The organism is Enterobacter sp. CGMCC 5087 (genome assembly GCF_003144775.1).
Lineage (GTDB): Bacteria > Pseudomonadota > Gammaproteobacteria > Enterobacterales > Enterobacteriaceae > Enterobacter > Enterobacter cloacae_M.
This window is the reverse complement of sequence record NZ_QFXN01000153.1, coordinates 1-15,842: the sequence shown is the minus strand read 5'-3', so window position 1 is coordinate 15,842 and position 15,842 is coordinate 1. Positions and strand designations below refer to the sequence as shown.

Here is a 15,842-nt window from a genome sequence, read left to right as displayed (position 1 = left end):
CTTAACTCTCCTTCGGCGGCGCATTATCGCTGATGTAATTAGCCAGCTTGCAGTACTGCTCTACGGAAATGTTCTCCGCACGCATTGCCGGGTCGATCCCCAGCTCGGCTAACACCTCAACGGTAAACGAATTGCTCAGGCTGTTACGGATCGTTTTACGGCGCTGGTTAAAGGCTTCTGTGGTAATGCGGCTCAGTACGCGCAGATCTTTAACCGGATACGGTTTCGTCTTGTGCGGCACGAGGCGCACAACCGCTGAATCCACTTTCGGTGGTGGTGTGAACGCTGACGGCGGTACTTCGAGTACCGGGATCACGTTGCAGTAATACTGTGCCATCACGCTTAAACGACCATACGCTTTACTGTTCGGGCCTGCAACCAGACGGTTAACAACCTCTTTTTGCAACATGAAGTGCATGTCGGCAATGGCATCAGTATAGCTAAAGAGGTGAAACATGAGCGGCGTGGAGATGTTGTACGGCAGGTTGCCGAAGACGCGCAGCGGCTGGCCCATTTTTTCGGACAGCTCGCCAAAGTTCATGGTCATGGCGTCCTGCTGATAGATGGTCAGCTTCGGCCCGAGGAACGGGTGCGTTTGCAGGCGTGCGGCCAGATCGCGGTCCAGTTCGATGACGGTCAGCTCGTCGAGGCGTTCGCCTACCGGCTCGGTCAGCGCGGCAAGGCCCGGGCCGATTTCGACCATCGCCTGACCTTTTTGCGGATTAATAGCCGAGACAATGCTTTCGATCACGAACTGATCGTTAAGGAAGTTTTGCCCGAAACGTTTACGGGCTAAGTGGCCCTGATGGACTCGATTAGTCATTGAGTATTAACAATCATTTTGATGGCGAGATTAAGCGCCGTAATAAAACTGCCGACATCCGCTTTCCCCTGGCCTGCCAGATCCAGCGCAGTACCGTGGTCAACGGACGTTCGAATAAAGGGTAAACCGAGGGTGATATTCACTCCGCGGCCAAAGCCCTGGTATTTTAGCACGGGCAGACCCTGATCGTGGTACATCGCGAGCACGGCGTCGGCATTATCCAGGTATTTCGGCTGGAAAAGGGTATCTGCAGGCAGCGGCCCGCTGAGGTTCATCCCCTTCTCCCGCATTTCGTTGAGTACCGGAATGATGGTGTCGATCTCTTCGGTGCCCATGTGCCCGCCTTCACCAGCGTGCGGATTGAGGCCACAAACCAGCACGTGCGGCTGCGGGATCCCAAACTTTGTCTGCAGATCGTGATGCAAAATCCCGATGATCTCGCGCAGGAGTTCAGGGGTGATCGCGTCAGGAATGGCTTTGATCGGCAGATGGGTGGTCACCAGCGCAACGCGCATCTCCTCCGTCGCCAGCATCATCACCACTTTCGGGCTGTGCGAGCGCTCTTCGAAGAACTCCGTATGCCCTGTAAACGGTATACCCGCTTCGTTGATGACGCCTTTGTGGACGGGGCCGGTGATCAGAGCGGCAAATTCGCCCTTCAGGCAACCGTCGCAGGCGCGCGCAAGGGTTTCAACGACATAGTGACCGTTTTCCGTGCTGAGCTGGCCCGGGTTGACCGGCGTACGAAGGGGAACTGAAAGAAGGGTGAGCGTACCGGCTTGCTGGGGTGCAGGCTGTTGGCCTTCAACGTAAGGGATGAGCGTTAAAGGCAGACCGAGCAGCGTTGCCCGGTCTTGTAACAGTGTTGCATCGGCGCAGACAACCAGTTCTACCGGCCAGCTGCGCTGGGCGAGCTGGACAACGAGGTCAGGCCCAATCCCGGCGGGCTCGCCGGGCGTGATAACAACACGATGCTGTTTCATTAGTTGCTCAAAACTTTCACGTAAGCGCTGGCGCGTTGTTCCTGCATCCAGGTTGCTGCTTCTTCAGAGAACTTACGGTTAAACAGCATACGGTAGGCTCTGTCTTTCTGTGCCGCATCCGTTTTATCAACGTTACGGGTGTCCATCAGCTCGATCAGATGCCAGCCGAATGAAGAGTGGACCGGCGCGCTGATCTGGCCTTTGTTCAGCTTCATCAACGCATCGCGGAAGGCAGGATCGTAGATATCCGCAGCCGCCCAGCCCAGATCGCCGCCCTGGTTAGCTGAGCCTGGATCCTGAGAGAACTCTTTTGCTGCTTTCGCAAATGAGGTTTTACCGCTCTTAATGTCAGCTGCGATCTGTTCCAGCTTCACACGCGCCTGATCGTCAGTCATGATCGGTGACGGTTTCAGAAGAATGTGGCGAGCGTGAACTTCGGTGACGGAGATATTTTGGCTCTGGCCGCGCAGATCGTTCACCTTCAGAATGTGGAAGCCCACGCCTGAACGGATAGGACCGACGATATCCCCTTTCTTCGCCGTGCTCAGCGCCTGGGCAAAGATGGATGGCAGCTCCTGAATACGGCCCCAGCCCATCTGGCCGCCTTTCAGCGCCTGTTGATCAGCGGAGTAGGCGATCGCCAGCTTGCCAAAGTCGCCGCCGTTACGCGCCTGTTCAACAATAGAACGCGCCTGGCTTTCGGCTTCCGCAGCCTGATCGGACGTTGGGTTCTCTGGCAGTGGGATCAGAATGTGGCTCAGGTTCAGCTCTGTGCTCGCATCGTTCTGGTTACCCACCTGTTTTGCCAGCGCGTCAACTTCCTGAGGCAGGATGGTAACGCGGCGACGCACTTCGTTGTTACGCACTTCCGAAATCAGCATCTCTTTACGGATCTGGTTACGGTAGGTGGCGTAGCTGATGCCGTCATAGGCCAGGCGGCTGCGCATCTGGTCTAAAGACATATTGTTCTGCTTCGCGATGTTAGCGATCGCCTGATCGAGCTGCTCGTCAGTGACCTTCACACCCATTTTCTGCCCCATCTGCAGAACGATCTGATCCATGATCAGACGCTCCAGGATCTGGTGGCGCAGCGTTGCGTCATCCGGAAGCTGTTGACCGGCTTCGCCCGAATTGAGCTTCACCGATTTCATCAGACCGTCAACGTCACTTTCAAGCACGACGCCGTTGTTAACCACAGCAGCGACTTTATCAACAACCTGGGGGGCGGCGAAGCTGGTATTCGCAACCATAGCGACACCGAGCAGCAGCGTTTTCCAGTTCTTCATACTTTTTCCATTTCAATTAACCGCAAAGCGGATTACGTTGCAAATCAAGCACATTACAAGGCGCTACTGTACGGCAGAATATTCGAGCGCAGCATTTTCTGCGTACCCAGACCGTAGTTGGAACTCAGACCGCGTAACTCGAAGTTAAAGCCAATCACGTTATCGTATTTGCTCTGATTGTTTTGAGTATCCCAGCCGTTAAGCTTGCGTTCGTAGCCGACACGCAGCGCGTAACAGCAGGAGTTATATTGCAGACCCACCATCTGGTCAGCAGCTTTATTGGCGTTAGTGTCGAAGTAGTATGCGCCTACGATTGACCAGCGGTCGGCGATTGGCCAACTCGCTGCGCCACCCACCTGCGAAATACCGTCTTTATAACGTTCAGAGCCAGCATAAGATGGCAATGTTGCCTGAATATATTCCGGGCTGGCGTAACGATACGTCAACTGGACCATACGGTCTTCATCGCGACGGTACTCAATAGCCGCACTACTTGTGGCAATATTATCGAGGCGAGTGTCATATTGCACACCACCGCGCAGACCCCAACGATCGGTCATACGCCAGTAAGTATCTCCCGCCCAGACCAGCGATCCCGTTTTGTTATCTTTCTCCCAGTTAATGTTGTCATCACCGGTACGAGACTCGGTGAAATAGTAGATTTGACCAACAGAAACGTTAAAACGTTCAACGGCAGCATCATCATAAACACGTGTTGTGACGCCGGTCGTTAACTGGTTAGCAGACGCGATGCGGTCAAGACCGCCGTAAGTACGGTCACGGAACAGGCCGCTGTAGTCAGACTGCAGTAAAGAGGAGTCGTAGTTCTGGATTTTGCTCTGGTCGCGGTATGGCACGTACAAATACTGCATACGCGGTTCAAGCGTCTGGGTATAACCATCCGCCAGCAGAGCCATATCACGTTCGAAGATCAGCTTCCCGTCCATTTTGAACTGCGGAAGCGTTCGGTTGACCGACTCTTCAAGGTTGGCATTTCTACTGGCATTGTAATTATCGATATTTTTTTGCTGATAGTGAGTCGCCATCAGCTTGGCTTCGGTATTCAGGCTCGCCCAGTCGTTAGACCACGGCAGATTGATCGTCGGCTCAAGGTGAACACGCGTCGCTTCAGGCATGTCCGAATCCGTGTTAACGAAATGTACCGCCTGAGCGTAAACCCGGGTGTCGAATGGACCCACATCATTCTGATACCAGTTAACGTCCAGTTGTGGCTCTGCCCCATATGTAGGCGTTGACTGGTCGGAAAATACCTGGAATTGCTTAGTCGAGACGGTTGCGTCAAAGTTCTGTACCGCATAGCCTACGCTGAATTTCTGCGTGGCATAGCCATCGGTACTTGAGCCGTATTTGGACGAGAAGTCATTAAAATAAGACGAATCGCTAACTTTAGTGTAGTCAACATTAAAGCGCCATACCTGATCCATCACCCCGGCATGCTGCCAGTAGAATAACCAGCGGTGCTTGTCGCCTTCGGTCGGATGTTCGTCCTGGAAGACTTTATCCGACGGCAGATAATCCAGCTCCATCAGACCCGCACCGGCGTGGGTCAGATAGCGGAACTCGTTTTCCCACATGATGTTGCCGCGCTTGTGGATATAGTGCGGCGTGATCGTCGCATCCATGTTTGGCGCGATGTTCCAGTAATACGGCAGGTAGAACTCAAAGTAGTTCGACGTGCTGTATTTGGCATTCGGGATCAGGAAACCGGAGCGACGTTTGTCACCGACGGGAAGCTGCAGATAAGGGCTGTAGAATATGGGTACTGGACCCAGCTTAAAGCGGGCGTTCCAGATCTCTGCGACCTGCTCTTCGCGGTCATGGATAACCTCGCTCCCGACCACGCTCCAGGTATTTGAACCCGGCAGACATGATGTGAACGTACCGTTTTCCAGGATCGTATAGCGGTTTTCACCGCGCTGTTTCATCAGGTCAGCGTCGCCGCGTCCCTGGCGACCCACCATCTGGTAATCACCTTTCCAGACGTTAGTATCTTTAGTATTCAGGTTTGACCAGGCTTTCGGACCTTTCAGGATGACCTGATTGTCGTCATAGTGCACATTACCCAGCGCATCCACCGTTCGTACCGGCTCGGCCGCACCTTCCGGCTGCTTCTGGTGCAGCTGCACTTCGTCTGCCTGCAGGCGGCTATTGCCCTGGTTAATATCGACATTGCCCGTAAACGTGGCATTGTCAGGGTAAGTCCCTTTCGAACTGTCGGCAGTAATGGTTACCGGCAAGCTATTTGTATCGCCACTCACCAGTGGGCGATTATAACTTGGGACGCCAAGCATACACTGCGAGGCGAGATCGGCCGCCAGCCCCTGTTGACTGTACAGGGCGGAGCCAATCATTGTGGCCAGGAGGGTGGGGATACGTTTTTTCATACGTTGTATTTTATTGTTCCGTCATCAGTGGCTACGGCTTACAAACGCTCAGAGACTATCTTACTCATCTGCGCAGTACCAGCGTTAATCCTGCCCGTTTGCGTGCCAGAGTGTTAGGCTCGCTATCGAATGACGAGTATGATAAAGCAAATTATAGGCGATGTCCTTCAATTGACCGTGACTTGAACACAGTGATGATGACGTTGCGTCGGCCAGGAATATGACTATCCGGGGAGTATATGCAGTATTGGGGTAAAATAATCGGCGTTGCGTTCGCCATCATCATGGGTGCCGGGTTCTGGGGAATTGTGCTTGGGCTTATTATCGGCCATATGTTTGATAAGGCGCGCAGCCGCAAAATGGCCTGGTTTGCCAATCAGCGCGAGCGTCAGTCACTCTTTTTCTCTACCACCTTTGAGGTCATGGGGCACTTAACCAAATCCAAAGGGCGTGTCACAGAAGCCGATATTCAGATTGCCAGCGTTTTTATGGATCGCATGAACCTGCACGGCGACTCCCGTCTGGCAGCGCAAAATGCGTTTCGCATCGGTAAGTCGGATAATTATCCGCTTCGCGAAAAAATGCGTCAGTTCCGCAGCATCTGCTTTGGACGTTTTGATTTAATTCGGATGTTTCTGGAAATTCAAATCCAGGCTGCCTTCGCAGACGGCTCACTTCACCCTAATGAGCGTGACGTGCTGTACGTCATTGCGGAAGAGCTGGGCATCTCCCGTATGCAGTTCGACCAGTTCCTGCGCATGATGCAGGGCGGGGCGCAGTTTGGTGGTGGCTATCATCAGCAGTCGTCCGGCGGTGCCTGGCAGCAGGCGCAGCGTGGTCCGACGCTGGAAGACGCCTGTAACGTGCTTGGCGTTAAGCCCTCTGACGATCAGACCACGATTAAACGTGCCTATCGCAAGCTCATGAGTGAACACCATCCGGACAAACTGGTCGCGAAAGGCTTACCGCCAGAAATGATGGAGATGGCGAAGCAAAAAGCGCAGGAAATCCAGAAGGCGTACGAGCTCATAAAAGAGAAGAAAGGTTTCAAATAAAAAAAGCCCGACGATGTCGGGCTTTTTTTTAGAAGTCCACCGGGGCTTTAAACGTCATCGCGTTACCGAAGGCCGGATGGGTAATGGTGAGCGTCTGCGCGTGCAGCTGCAGACGTGGCGCTAAGGCCAGCGCTTCAGGCGGCGCGTAGAAGCGGTCACCCAGAATCGGATGACCCAGGGCGAGCATATGCACGCGCAGCTGGTGCGAACGTCCGGTAATCGGCTTAAGCAGGACGCGCGCGGTATTATCCGGCGCGTACTCCAGCACTTCGTACTCGGTCTGCGCGGCCTTGCCGGTTTCGTAACACACCTTCTGCTTAGGCCGGTTCGGCCAGTCGCAGATCAGCGGTAAATCCACCAGACCTTCCGCCTGCGCGGGGTGGCCCCAGACGCGGGCGACATACTGCTTTTTCGGCTCGCGCTCGCGGAACTGACGCTTTAACTCGCGTTCCGCCGCTTTATTCAGCGCCACCACAATCACGCCGCTGGTGGCCATATCCAGGCGATGGACTGACTCCGCCTGCGGATAATCGCGCTGAATGCGCGTCATCACGCTGTCTTTGTGCTCGTCCAGACGCCCCGGCACGGACAACAGACCGCTGGGCTTATTGACCACCATAATGTGTTCATCCTGATACAGAATGACCAGCCAGGGATCCTGCGGCGGATTGTAAGGCTCCATCACCATCTTGCGCTCCGTTTACTGATGCGTCACAACGATAAGACGCAGGGCATCCAGACGCCAGCCAGCCTGATTCAGGCTTTCCAGCACCTGCTGACGGTTGCTTTCAATCGCCGCCAGCTCGTCGTCACGGATGTTCGGGTTGACGGCTTTTAACGCCTCCAGACGGGACAGCTCCGCAGACAGTTTCTCGTCGGCTTCACTGCGCGCGGCGTCAATCAGCGCTCTGGCCGCTTTTTCAATCTGGGTTTCGCCCAGTTGCAGAATCGCGTGCACATCCTGCTGTACCGCGTTCACCAGTTTGCTGCCCGTATGGCGGTTTACCGCGCTCAGCTGTCGGTTGAAACTCTCGAATTCAACCTGTCCTGCCAGGTTAGTGCCGTTTTTGTCCAGCAGCAGGCGGACGGGCGTTGGCGGCAGGAAGCGGGTGAGCTGCAGCTGTTTCGGCGCGTGCGCTTCCACAACGTAGATCAGCTCTACCAGCAGGGTGCCCACCGGCAGCGCCTTGTTTTTCAACAGGGAGATGGTGCTGCTGCCGGTATCGCCGGAGAGAATCAGGTCCAGCCCATTGCGGATCAGCGGGTGTTCCCAGGTGATGAACTGGGCATCTTCGCGGGACAGCGCCACGTCACGCTCGAAGGTGATGGTGCAGCCATCTTCCGGCAGGCCCGGGAAATCCGGAACCAGCATGTGATCGGACGGGGTCAGGACAATCAGGTTCTCGCCGCGATCGTCCTGGTTGATGCCGACGATGTCGAACAGGTTCATGGAGAAGCCGATCAGGCTGGTGTCATCATCTTGCTCTTCAATGCTCTCGGCAAGCGCCTGCGCTTTTTCACCGCCGTTGGAGTGGATCTCCAGCAGGCGGTCACGCCCTTGCTCCAGCTGCGCTTTCAGCGCGTCGTGCCTCTCACGGCAGGACTTGATCAGCTCATCAAACCCTTCCGCGTTTTCCGGCGCGGCCAGGTAGCCGATCAGATCGCCATGCACTTGATCATAAATGGTGCGGCCCGTCGGGCAGGTATGTTCAAACGCGTCCAGACCTTCGTGGAACCAGCGTACCAGCACGGACTGCGCGGTTTTTTCGAGATACGGCACGTGGATCTGAATATCATGCGCCTGACCGATACGATCCAGACGGCCGATACGCTGCTCGAGCAGATCCGGGTTAAACGGCAGATCGAACATCACCAGGTTGCTGGCGAACTGGAAGTTACGGCCTTCAGAGCCGATTTCCGAGCACAGCAGAACCTGTGCGCCGCTGTCCTCTTCCCCGAACCACGCCGCGGCGCGGTCGCGCTCGACGATGGACATGCCTTCGTGGAACACGGCGGCGCGAATGCCTTCACGCTCGCGCAGAACCTGCTCCAGCTGCAGCGCGGTGGCCGCTTTGGCGCAGATCACCAGCACTTTCTGGGAGCGGTGCGCGGTCAGGTAGCCCATCAGCCACTCCACGCGCGGATCGAAGTTCCACCAGGTGCCGGTATCGCCTTCAAACTCCTGGTAGATTTGTTCCGGATAAAGCATGTCGCGGGCGCGCTCTTCCTGAGTTTTGCGCGCCCCCATAATGCCGGAGACTTTAATCGCCGTCTGATACTGCGTCGGCAGCGGCAGCTTAATCGTATGCAGCTCGCGTTTCGGGAAGCCTTTGACGCCGTTACGGGTGTTTCGGAACAGCACGCGGCTGGTGCCGTGGCGATCCATCAGCATGTCGATCAGCTCTTTACGCGCGGATTCCGCGTTGTCGCTGTCGCTGTTCGCAGCCTGCAAAAGCGGCTCGATATCCTGCTCGCCAATCAGATCGCTCAGGGTGTTGAGTTCGTCATCAGAAAGACGCTTGCCCGCCAGCAGCATGGCGACGGCATCGGCGACCGGGCGGTAGTTATTTTGTTCTTCCACGAATTGCGCAAAGTCGTGGAAACGGTTTGGATCGAGCAGGCGCAAGCGGGCGAAGTGGCTTTCCAGACCCAGCTGCTCCGGCGTTGCGGTCAGCAGCAGAACGCCAGGCACGCGCTCGGCAAGCTGCTCGATAGCCATATATTCGCGGCTCGGCGCGTCTTCGCTCCAGACCAGATGGTGCGCCTCGTCAACAACCATAATGTCCCACTCGGCATCGCACAGGTGCTCAAGACGCTGCTTGCTGCGGCGCACGAAGTCCAGGGAGCAAATGACCAGCTGTTCGGTTTCAAACGGGTTGTCGGCGTCGTGCTGCGCTTCGGCATAGCGTTCGTCATCGAACAGAGAGAAACGCAGGTTAAAGCGGCGCAGCATTTCAACCAGCCACTGGTGCTGCAGGGTTTCTGGCACCACGATCAGCACGCGTTCTGCAGCGCCGGAAAGCAGCTGTTGATGCAGGATCATGCCCGCTTCGATGGTTTTACCCAGGCCCACTTCATCTGCCAGCAGCACGCGCGGCGCGTGGCGACGGCCCACGTCGTGGGCGATGTTCAGCTGGTGGGGGATCAGGCTGGTGCGCTGGCCGCGCAGGCCGCTCCACGGCATGCGGTACTGTTCACTCTGGAACTTACGCGCGCGATAGCGCAGGGAGAAGCGATCCATACGGTCGATTTGCCCGGCAAACAGGCGGTCCTGCGGCTTACTGAACACCAGTTTGCTGTCGAGAAGCACTTCACGCAGGACGACATTGGCTTCATCCGTATCAAGACGAGTACCAATGTAGGCGAGCAGTCCATTCTCTTCTTTTACGTCTTCAATCTTGAGCTGCCAGCCGTCATGGCTGGTCACGGTGTCACCCGGATTAAACATCACGCGGGTTACAGGGGAGTCATTGCGAGCGTACAGACGGTTTTCACCGGTGGCAGGGAAGAGGAGGGTAACCATACGCGTATCGATTGCTACGACGGTTCCTAATCCAAGTTCGCTTTCTGTATCGCTGATCCAGCGTTGACCAAGTGTAAAAGGCATAGTTGTTCGGCTCTAATCTTTAATTGCAGGCAATAGTTCGACTACCGTCAAAAAAGACGGTCATCGAAAAATGGGTCCGGGAATGGAAAGGGCGCTATGGTACTGGATGGCAGCCATTTCGTCACGCGTCAAAATAGGCCAAGTTGCCCTGTCACTAGTGTAGCAAAATCATCGTCGATGAAGGGCAAAATTCCGTCGGCAACCGGCTGAAGCTGACGCGTCAGATAGTGTTCGTAATCCAGAGGAGAATGCTGATAATCCACGGGTTCCGGGCCGCTAATGGTCCAGACGTATTTAATGGTTCCCCGGTTTTGATACTGCGGCGCGCGGCCGCGGCGTACGTTTTCTTCATCCGCCAGACGCGCGGCGCGTACGTGCGGTGGAACGTTGCGCTGGTACTCCGCCAGCGGGCGGCGCAGGCGCTTGCGGTACACCAGCTGCGCGTCAAGTTCGCCCGCCATCAGGCTGGCTATCGTCTCGCGCACGTAGTCCTGATACGGCTCATTGCGAAACACCCGCAGATAGAGCGTCTGCTGGAACTGCTGCGCCAGCGGCGTCCAGTCGGTACGTACCGTCTCCAGCCCTTTAAAAACCATCCGCTGCGCGTCGCCTTCCTGAATCAGCCCGGCGTAGCGCTTCTTGCTGCCCTGATCGGTGCCGCGAATGGTGGGCATTAAAAAGCGGGCGAAATGGGTTTCAAATTCCAGCTCCAGCGCGCTGGTTAACCGCTCTTTCTGCAAATGTTCCTGCCACCAGTCGTTCACGAAGGCGACCAGCGCTTTGCCGATTTGCGCGGCGTCGTCTTCTGAATGCGCGCCCTTAAGCCACACAAAGGTGGAGTCCGTGTCGCCGTAGATGACGTCATAGCCCCGGGACTCAATCAGCGCTTTGGTCTGGCGCATGATCTCGTGCCCGCGCATGGTGATAGAGGAGGCCAGACGTGGATCAAAGAAGCGGCAGGCGCTGGTGCCCAGCACGCCGTAAAAAGCATTCATAATGATTTTTAGCGCCTGAGAAAGGGGCTTGTTGCCGTGGCGCTTGGCCTCATCGCGGCCGTGCCAGATGTTTCCCACGATTTCAGGCAGACAGTGTTTTTCCCGCGAGAAGCGTGCGCCGAGGAAACCTTCCGTGCTGTGCTCATCATCCGGCTGGGCCATGCCCTCAACCAGCCCGACGGGATCGATGAGGAAGGTGCGGATAATCGACGGGTAGAGGCTTTTGTAGTCCAGCACCAGAACGGAGTCATACAATCCTGGTCGGGAGTCCATGACGTATCCGCCGGGGCTGGCCTGCGGCGGCACGTCCCCGAGGTTGGGGGCGACGTATCCCGCCCGGTGCATGCGCGGAAAATAGAGGTGGCTAAAGGCGGCAACCGATCCACCGTGCCTGTCGACCGCCAGGCCGTTTACCGTCGCGCGCTCCAGCAGGAACGGCATAATCTCGGTTTTGTGGAAAATCTGCGTGACCAGCTCGCAGTCTTTCAGGTTATAGGTGGCAAGCGCCGGTTTATCTTCATTAAAGCGCCGGTCGATCTCGTCCATTCTGTCCCAGGGGTTGTCGATGGATTTACCTTCGCCAAGCAGCTCCTGCGCGACGGCTTCCAGAGAGAAAGAGGAGAAATTCCAGAAGGCGGACTTAAGCGCCTCGATGCCGTCGATAATCAGGCGACCGTTAGCCTGCGCGAAGAAAACGCCGTTCTTAAAACCGTGCTCACGCCATTCCAGCTCGCTGTTTCCGCGCCCCAGCATCAGCGGGATGCGGTAGCGCTCGGCGTGCTTTTGCAGCACGCGCAGGTCGAACTGCACCACGTTCCAGCCGATCAGGACGTCGGGGTCGTTGTCGGCAAACCACTGGTTAAGCTTCTCCAGCAGCTGCGGGCGGCTGTTGACGTACTCAAGCCGGAAATCCAGCGCGGAGGCATCGCCATTCGGCGGCCCGAGCATATAGACAACACGATCGCCGCAGCCTTCCAGACCGATGCAGTACAGTTCACCGTGGCGGGTGGTTTCGATATCCAGAGAGACCCACTTCAGCGGCGGGCGGTAGTGCGGATTGGGCTTCATGCGCGCGTTAACGAGGCTGCCGCTATGCGCGGTGCCGTCGACCCAGACGGGGGCGGTAATAAACCGCTCCATCAGAAAGCGTTCCGGTGGGCGGATATCCGCCTCGTAGAGAGTCACGCCCGCCTCGCGGAGCAGTTTTTCATAGCGCATCAGCTGGCGATGGGCGCGACAGTAGAGGCCGTAAACCGGCTGGCGGTGGAAATCTTTCAGCTCAAGCGGGGTGATGCGCCAGCCGTTTTCGCCGCGCAGCAGCTGCTTCACCTTCTCGACGTTGGCTTCAGGAATAAAGGCAACGGATTCCTGCGGGGGCAGCGTAACGTGCAGCGGACCGTTATCGGTTGCCAGCCAGAACGCGACCTCGGTGCCCTGAGGGGTATCCCGCCAGTGTCGGGTCAGTAAAAAACCTTCTTGCGCCTGCGCCACGCCGTTATCCCAGAAAACAAAACCAAGCCTGATTATAGCCTGGTTAAGAATTTAATGCTGGGTTTATATACAGTCTACTGACCGTAATAGGCCTTCGCGCCGTGCTTGCGCAGGTAATGCTTATCCAGCAGGGTTTGCTGCATATCCGGCAGCTGCGGCGCCAGCTGGCGACAGAAGATCCCCATATAGGCGACCTCTTCGAGCACGATGGCGTTATGCACCGCGTCTTCTGCGTTTTTACCCCAGGCAAACGGGCCGTGGGAGTGCACCAGCACGCCGGGCATCTGCGCGGCGTCGATCCCCTGTTTTTCGAAGGTTTCGACAATCACGTTCCCCGTTTCCCACTCGTACTCACCGTTAATCTCGGCGTCGGTCATCAGACGCGTGCAGGGAATGGTGCCGTAAAAGTAGTCAGCGTGCGTGGTGCCGGTCGCCGGGATGGACTGGCCCGCCTGCGCCCAGATGGTGGCGTGGCGCGAATGGGTATGCACGATGCCGCCGATGGTCGGGAATGACCGGTACAGCAGGCGGTGAGTCGGCGTATCGGAGGACGGTTTTTTCTTACCTTCGACCACTTCGCCGGTCTCAAGGCTGACAACGACCATATCGTCTGCGGTCATCACCGTGTAATCCACGCCGGAAGGCTTAATCACGAACACGCCTTTTTCGCGGTCAACGGCGCTGACGTTGCCCCATGTCAGGGTGACCAGATTATGTTTCGGCAGCGCCAGGTTGGCTTCGAGCACCTGACGTTTGAGATCGTCTAACATTGTTGTCTCCTGCCGGATGGCGATTCGCTTATCCGGCTTACAGAACCGTAGGCCCGGTAAACGCAGCGCCACCGGGCATTCCGTACTTAGCGTTTTGAACCGTAATAGACTTCGTTCCAGCGCAGCGCGTCTTTGAAGGCGGGCAGGCGGGTATCGTTATCAATGACGGTCAGCTCGATGTCGTGCAGCTCGGCGAACTGACGCATGTCGTTCAGATCCAGCGCGTGGCTGAACACCGTGTGGTGCGCGCCACCGGCCAGGATCCAGGCCTCTGAGGCGGTTGGCAGGTCAGGCTGTGCTTTCCACAGGGCGTTGGCCACCGGCAGTTTCGGCAGAGAGTGCGGCGTTTCAACCGCATCGACGCAGTTCACCAGCAGGCGGAAGCGATCGCCCAGGTCGATCAGGCTGGCGTTGATGGCCGGGCCCGTACGGGTGTTGAAGATCAGACGCGCCGGATCCGCTTTGCCGCCGATGCCGAGGTACTGCACGTCGAGGATCGGTTTCTCTTCCACGGCGATCGTCGGGCACACTTCCAGCATGTGCGAGCCGAGCACCAGGTCATTGCCGTTTTCGAAGTGGTAGGTGTAGTCCTCCATGAAGGAGGTGCCGCCCTGCAGACCGGTTGACATCACCTTCATGATGCGAAGCAGAGCGGCAGTTTTCCAGTCGCCTTCGCCCGCAAAGCCGTAGCCCTGCTGCATCAGACGTTGTACTGCCAGACCCGGCAGCTGTTTCAGGCCGTGGAGGTCTTCAAAGGTAGTGGTAAAGGCGTGGAAGCCGCCCTGTTCCAGGAAGCGCTTCATGCCCAGCTCAATGCGCGCCGCGTCCAGCACGTTCTGACGCTTGTCACCGTTGATTTGTGCCGCAGGCGTCAGGCGGTAGCTGCTTTCGTACTCGTCCACCAGCGCGCTCACGTCGCCGTCGCTGATTTCATTCACCACCTGCACCAGGTCGCCCACGGCCCAGGTATTCACGGAGAAGCCGAACTTGATCTGCGCGGCCACTTTATCGCCGTCGGTGACCGCCACTTCACGCATGTTGTCGCCAAAACGCACCACTTTGAGATGGCGGGTATCCTGTTTGGATACTGCCTGGCGCATCCAGGAGCCGATACGCTGTTGCGCCTTGCCGTCCTGCCAGTGGCCGGTGACCACCGCGTGCTGCTGGCGCATACGCGCGCCGATGAAGCCGAACTCGCGGCCGCCGTGCGCGGTCTGGTTCAGGTTCATAAAGTCCATGTCGATGCTGTCCCACGGCAGGGAGGCGTTGAACTGGGTATGGAACTGCAGCAGCGGTTTGTTGAGGATAGACAGGCCGTTGATCCACATTTTGGCGGGTGAGAAGGTGTGCAGCCACACCACCAGACCGGCGCATTTATCGTCGTAGTTGGCGTCGCGGCAGATGTGGGTAATTTCATCCGGCGTGGTGCCCAGCGGTTTCAGCACCAGTTTGCACGGCAGTTTAGCTTCCGCATTCAGCGCGTTAACGACGTGCTCCGCGTGTTTCGTCACCTGCTGCAGCGCTTCCGGTCCGTACAGATGCTGGCTGCCAATCACAAACCACACTTCATAGTTATTAAAAATGGTCATCATCGTGTCCTTAATGGGTCAGGGTTGCCGTAGTGTCCGCGGTGCTTTTGGCCGGGGCGGCGACAGGGAGATAGTGAAGTTCGGCGCTTTTTGCCCATTGCTGGTAGCGCTGATAAAGCTGTTCAAAGCGCTGTGCCTGCTGGGCGCGCGGCTGGAGCGTGTTTTCGACGGCGCTCGCCATATGCTGCTGTGCGGTCGGGATGTCGGCATGGACCCCCGCGGCCACGGCGGCGAAAATCGCCGCGCCCAGCGCGCAGCACTGATCGGAGGCCACAATCTGCAGCGGACGGTTCAGCACGTCGCAGCAGGCCTGCATGATCACCGGGTTTTTACGGGCGATGCCGCCCAGCGCCATCACGTTGTTTACATCGATGCCCTGCCCGGTGAAGCACTCCATAATGGCGCGGGCACCGAAGGCCGTTGCGGCAATCAGACCGCCGAACAGCGTAGGGGCGTCGGTCGCCAGGTTGAGATCGGTGATCACTCCTTTCAGTCGCTGGTTGGCAAACGGCGTGCGGCGGCCATTAAACCAGTCCAGCACCACCGGCAGGTGATCGAGAGACGGATTTTTTGCCCAGGCTTCGGTGAGCTGCGGCAGGAGCTGCTTTTTGCTCTCTGCTATCTGTGTTTTCAGTTCAGGATGCGCCGCCGCCAGCTGGTCCAGCGGCCAGCCGAGCACGCGGCCAAACCAGGCATAGATATCGCCAAACGCGGACTGACCGGCTTCCAGACCGATAAAGTCCGGCACCACGCTGCCGTCAACCTGGCCGCAGATGCCTTTCACCGCGCGGTCGCCGACGGTGCCTTTATCCGCCGTCAGGATGTCGCAGGTGGAGGT

General features: G+C 57.2%; 11 protein-coding genes. 1 reads left to right on the top strand and 10 read right to left on the bottom strand.

Features of this window, described 5'->3' with window-relative positions; translation table 11 throughout:
• Position 1 precedes the first annotated feature (1 nt).
• The 4 genes from rsmA to lptD are packed head-to-tail and all read right to left on the bottom strand — an operon-like array spanning position 2 to position 5,497.
• Positions 2-823, bottom strand: coding sequence for a 16S rRNA (adenine(1518)-N(6)/adenine(1519)-N(6))-dimethyltransferase RsmA (gene rsmA / locus DEO48_RS14795; protein ID WP_023310362.1), 822 nt, complete (start codon positions 821-823; stop codon positions 2-4).
• Positions 820-1,806, bottom strand: coding sequence for a 4-hydroxythreonine-4-phosphate dehydrogenase PdxA (gene pdxA / locus DEO48_RS14790; protein WP_109845586.1), 987 nt, complete (start codon positions 1,804-1,806; stop codon positions 820-822). Before pdxA ends, rsmA begins: the two co-directional genes overlap by 4 nt.
• The gene (surA, locus tag DEO48_RS14785; RefSeq protein ID WP_109845585.1) at positions 1,806-3,092 is read right to left on the bottom strand and encodes a peptidylprolyl isomerase SurA; all 1,287 of its coding nucleotides are present in this window, start codon (positions 3,090-3,092) and stop codon (positions 1,806-1,808) included. Before surA ends, pdxA begins: the two co-directional genes overlap by 1 nt.
• A gap of 53 nt (positions 3,093-3,145) precedes the next feature.
• Positions 3,146-5,497: an LPS assembly protein LptD gene (gene lptD, locus DEO48_RS14780; protein ID WP_109845584.1), complete on the bottom strand. Its 2,352-nt coding sequence runs from the start codon at positions 5,495-5,497 to the stop codon at positions 3,146-3,148.
• A 239-nt stretch (positions 5,498-5,736) separates the two neighbouring features.
• Here lptD and djlA point away from each other — a divergent pair, with 239 nt between their 5' ends.
• A complete protein-coding gene (gene djlA, locus DEO48_RS14775; RefSeq protein WP_023310366.1) occupies positions 5,737-6,552 on the top strand; it encodes a co-chaperone DjlA in 816 nt (271 codons plus the stop codon).
• 28 nt (positions 6,553-6,580) lie between these two features.
• Here djlA and rluA read toward each other — a convergent pair whose 3' ends face one another.
• The 6 genes from rluA to DEO48_RS14745 all read right to left on the bottom strand — a co-directional run.
• Positions 6,581-7,240, bottom strand: a complete 660-nt coding sequence (gene rluA, locus DEO48_RS14770) for a bifunctional tRNA pseudouridine(32) synthase/23S rRNA pseudouridine(746) synthase RluA (protein ID WP_008502014.1) — start codon at positions 7,238-7,240, stop codon at positions 6,581-6,583.
• Between the two features lie 12 nt (positions 7,241-7,252).
• A complete protein-coding gene (gene rapA, locus DEO48_RS14765; RefSeq protein WP_109845583.1) occupies positions 7,253-10,159 on the bottom strand; it encodes an RNA polymerase-associated protein RapA in 2,907 nt (968 codons plus the stop codon).
• 128 nt (positions 10,160-10,287) lie between these two features.
• Positions 10,288-12,645 (bottom strand): DNA polymerase II, encoded by a 2,358-nt coding sequence (gene polB, locus DEO48_RS14760; protein WP_109845582.1) that lies wholly within the window; start codon positions 12,643-12,645, stop codon positions 10,288-10,290.
• A 74-nt stretch (positions 12,646-12,719) separates the two neighbouring features.
• Complete coding sequence (gene araD / locus DEO48_RS14755) at positions 12,720-13,415, bottom strand: L-ribulose-5-phosphate 4-epimerase (RefSeq protein ID WP_039260840.1); 696 nt, start codon at positions 13,413-13,415, stop codon at positions 12,720-12,722.
• A gap of 86 nt (positions 13,416-13,501) precedes the next feature.
• Positions 13,502-15,004 carry an L-arabinose isomerase gene (gene araA, locus DEO48_RS14750; RefSeq protein WP_023310371.1) on the bottom strand — a complete coding sequence of 501 codons (1,503 nt, stop codon included), beginning with the start codon at positions 15,002-15,004 and terminating at the stop codon, positions 13,502-13,504.
• Between the two features lie 10 nt (positions 15,005-15,014).
• Positions 15,015-15,842: FGGY-family carbohydrate kinase (locus DEO48_RS14745; RefSeq protein ID WP_258306105.1), on the bottom strand; the 828-nt coding region annotated here is incomplete at its 5' end.

Excerpts from the sequence above, each read along its gene's own strand:
- rsmA (WP_023310362.1), bottom strand. The coding sequence starts at position 823 with ATGACTAATCGAGTCCATCAGGGCCACTTAGCCCGTAAACGTTTCGGG.
- pdxA (WP_109845586.1), bottom strand. The coding sequence starts at position 1,806 with ATGAAACAGCATCGTGTTGTTATCACGCCCGGCGAGCCCGCCGGGATT.
- surA (WP_109845585.1), bottom strand. The coding sequence starts at position 3,092 with ATGAAGAACTGGAAAACGCTGCTGCTCGGTGTCGCTATGGTTGCGAAT.
- lptD (WP_109845584.1), bottom strand. The coding sequence starts at position 5,497 with ATGAAAAAACGTATCCCCACCCTCCTGGCCACAATGATTGGCTCCGCC.
- djlA (WP_023310366.1), top strand. The coding sequence starts at position 5,737 with ATGCAGTATTGGGGTAAAATAATCGGCGTTGCGTTCGCCATCATCATG.
- rluA (WP_008502014.1), bottom strand. The coding sequence starts at position 7,240 with ATGGTGATGGAGCCTTACAATCCGCCGCAGGATCCCTGGCTGGTCATT.
- rapA (WP_109845583.1), bottom strand. The coding sequence starts at position 10,159 with ATGCCTTTTACACTTGGTCAACGCTGGATCAGCGATACAGAAAGCGAA.
- araD (WP_039260840.1), bottom strand. The coding sequence starts at position 13,415 with ATGTTAGACGATCTCAAACGTCAGGTGCTCGAAGCCAACCTGGCGCTG.
- araA (WP_023310371.1), bottom strand. The coding sequence starts at position 15,004 with ATGACCATTTTTAATAACTATGAAGTGTGGTTTGTGATTGGCAGCCAG.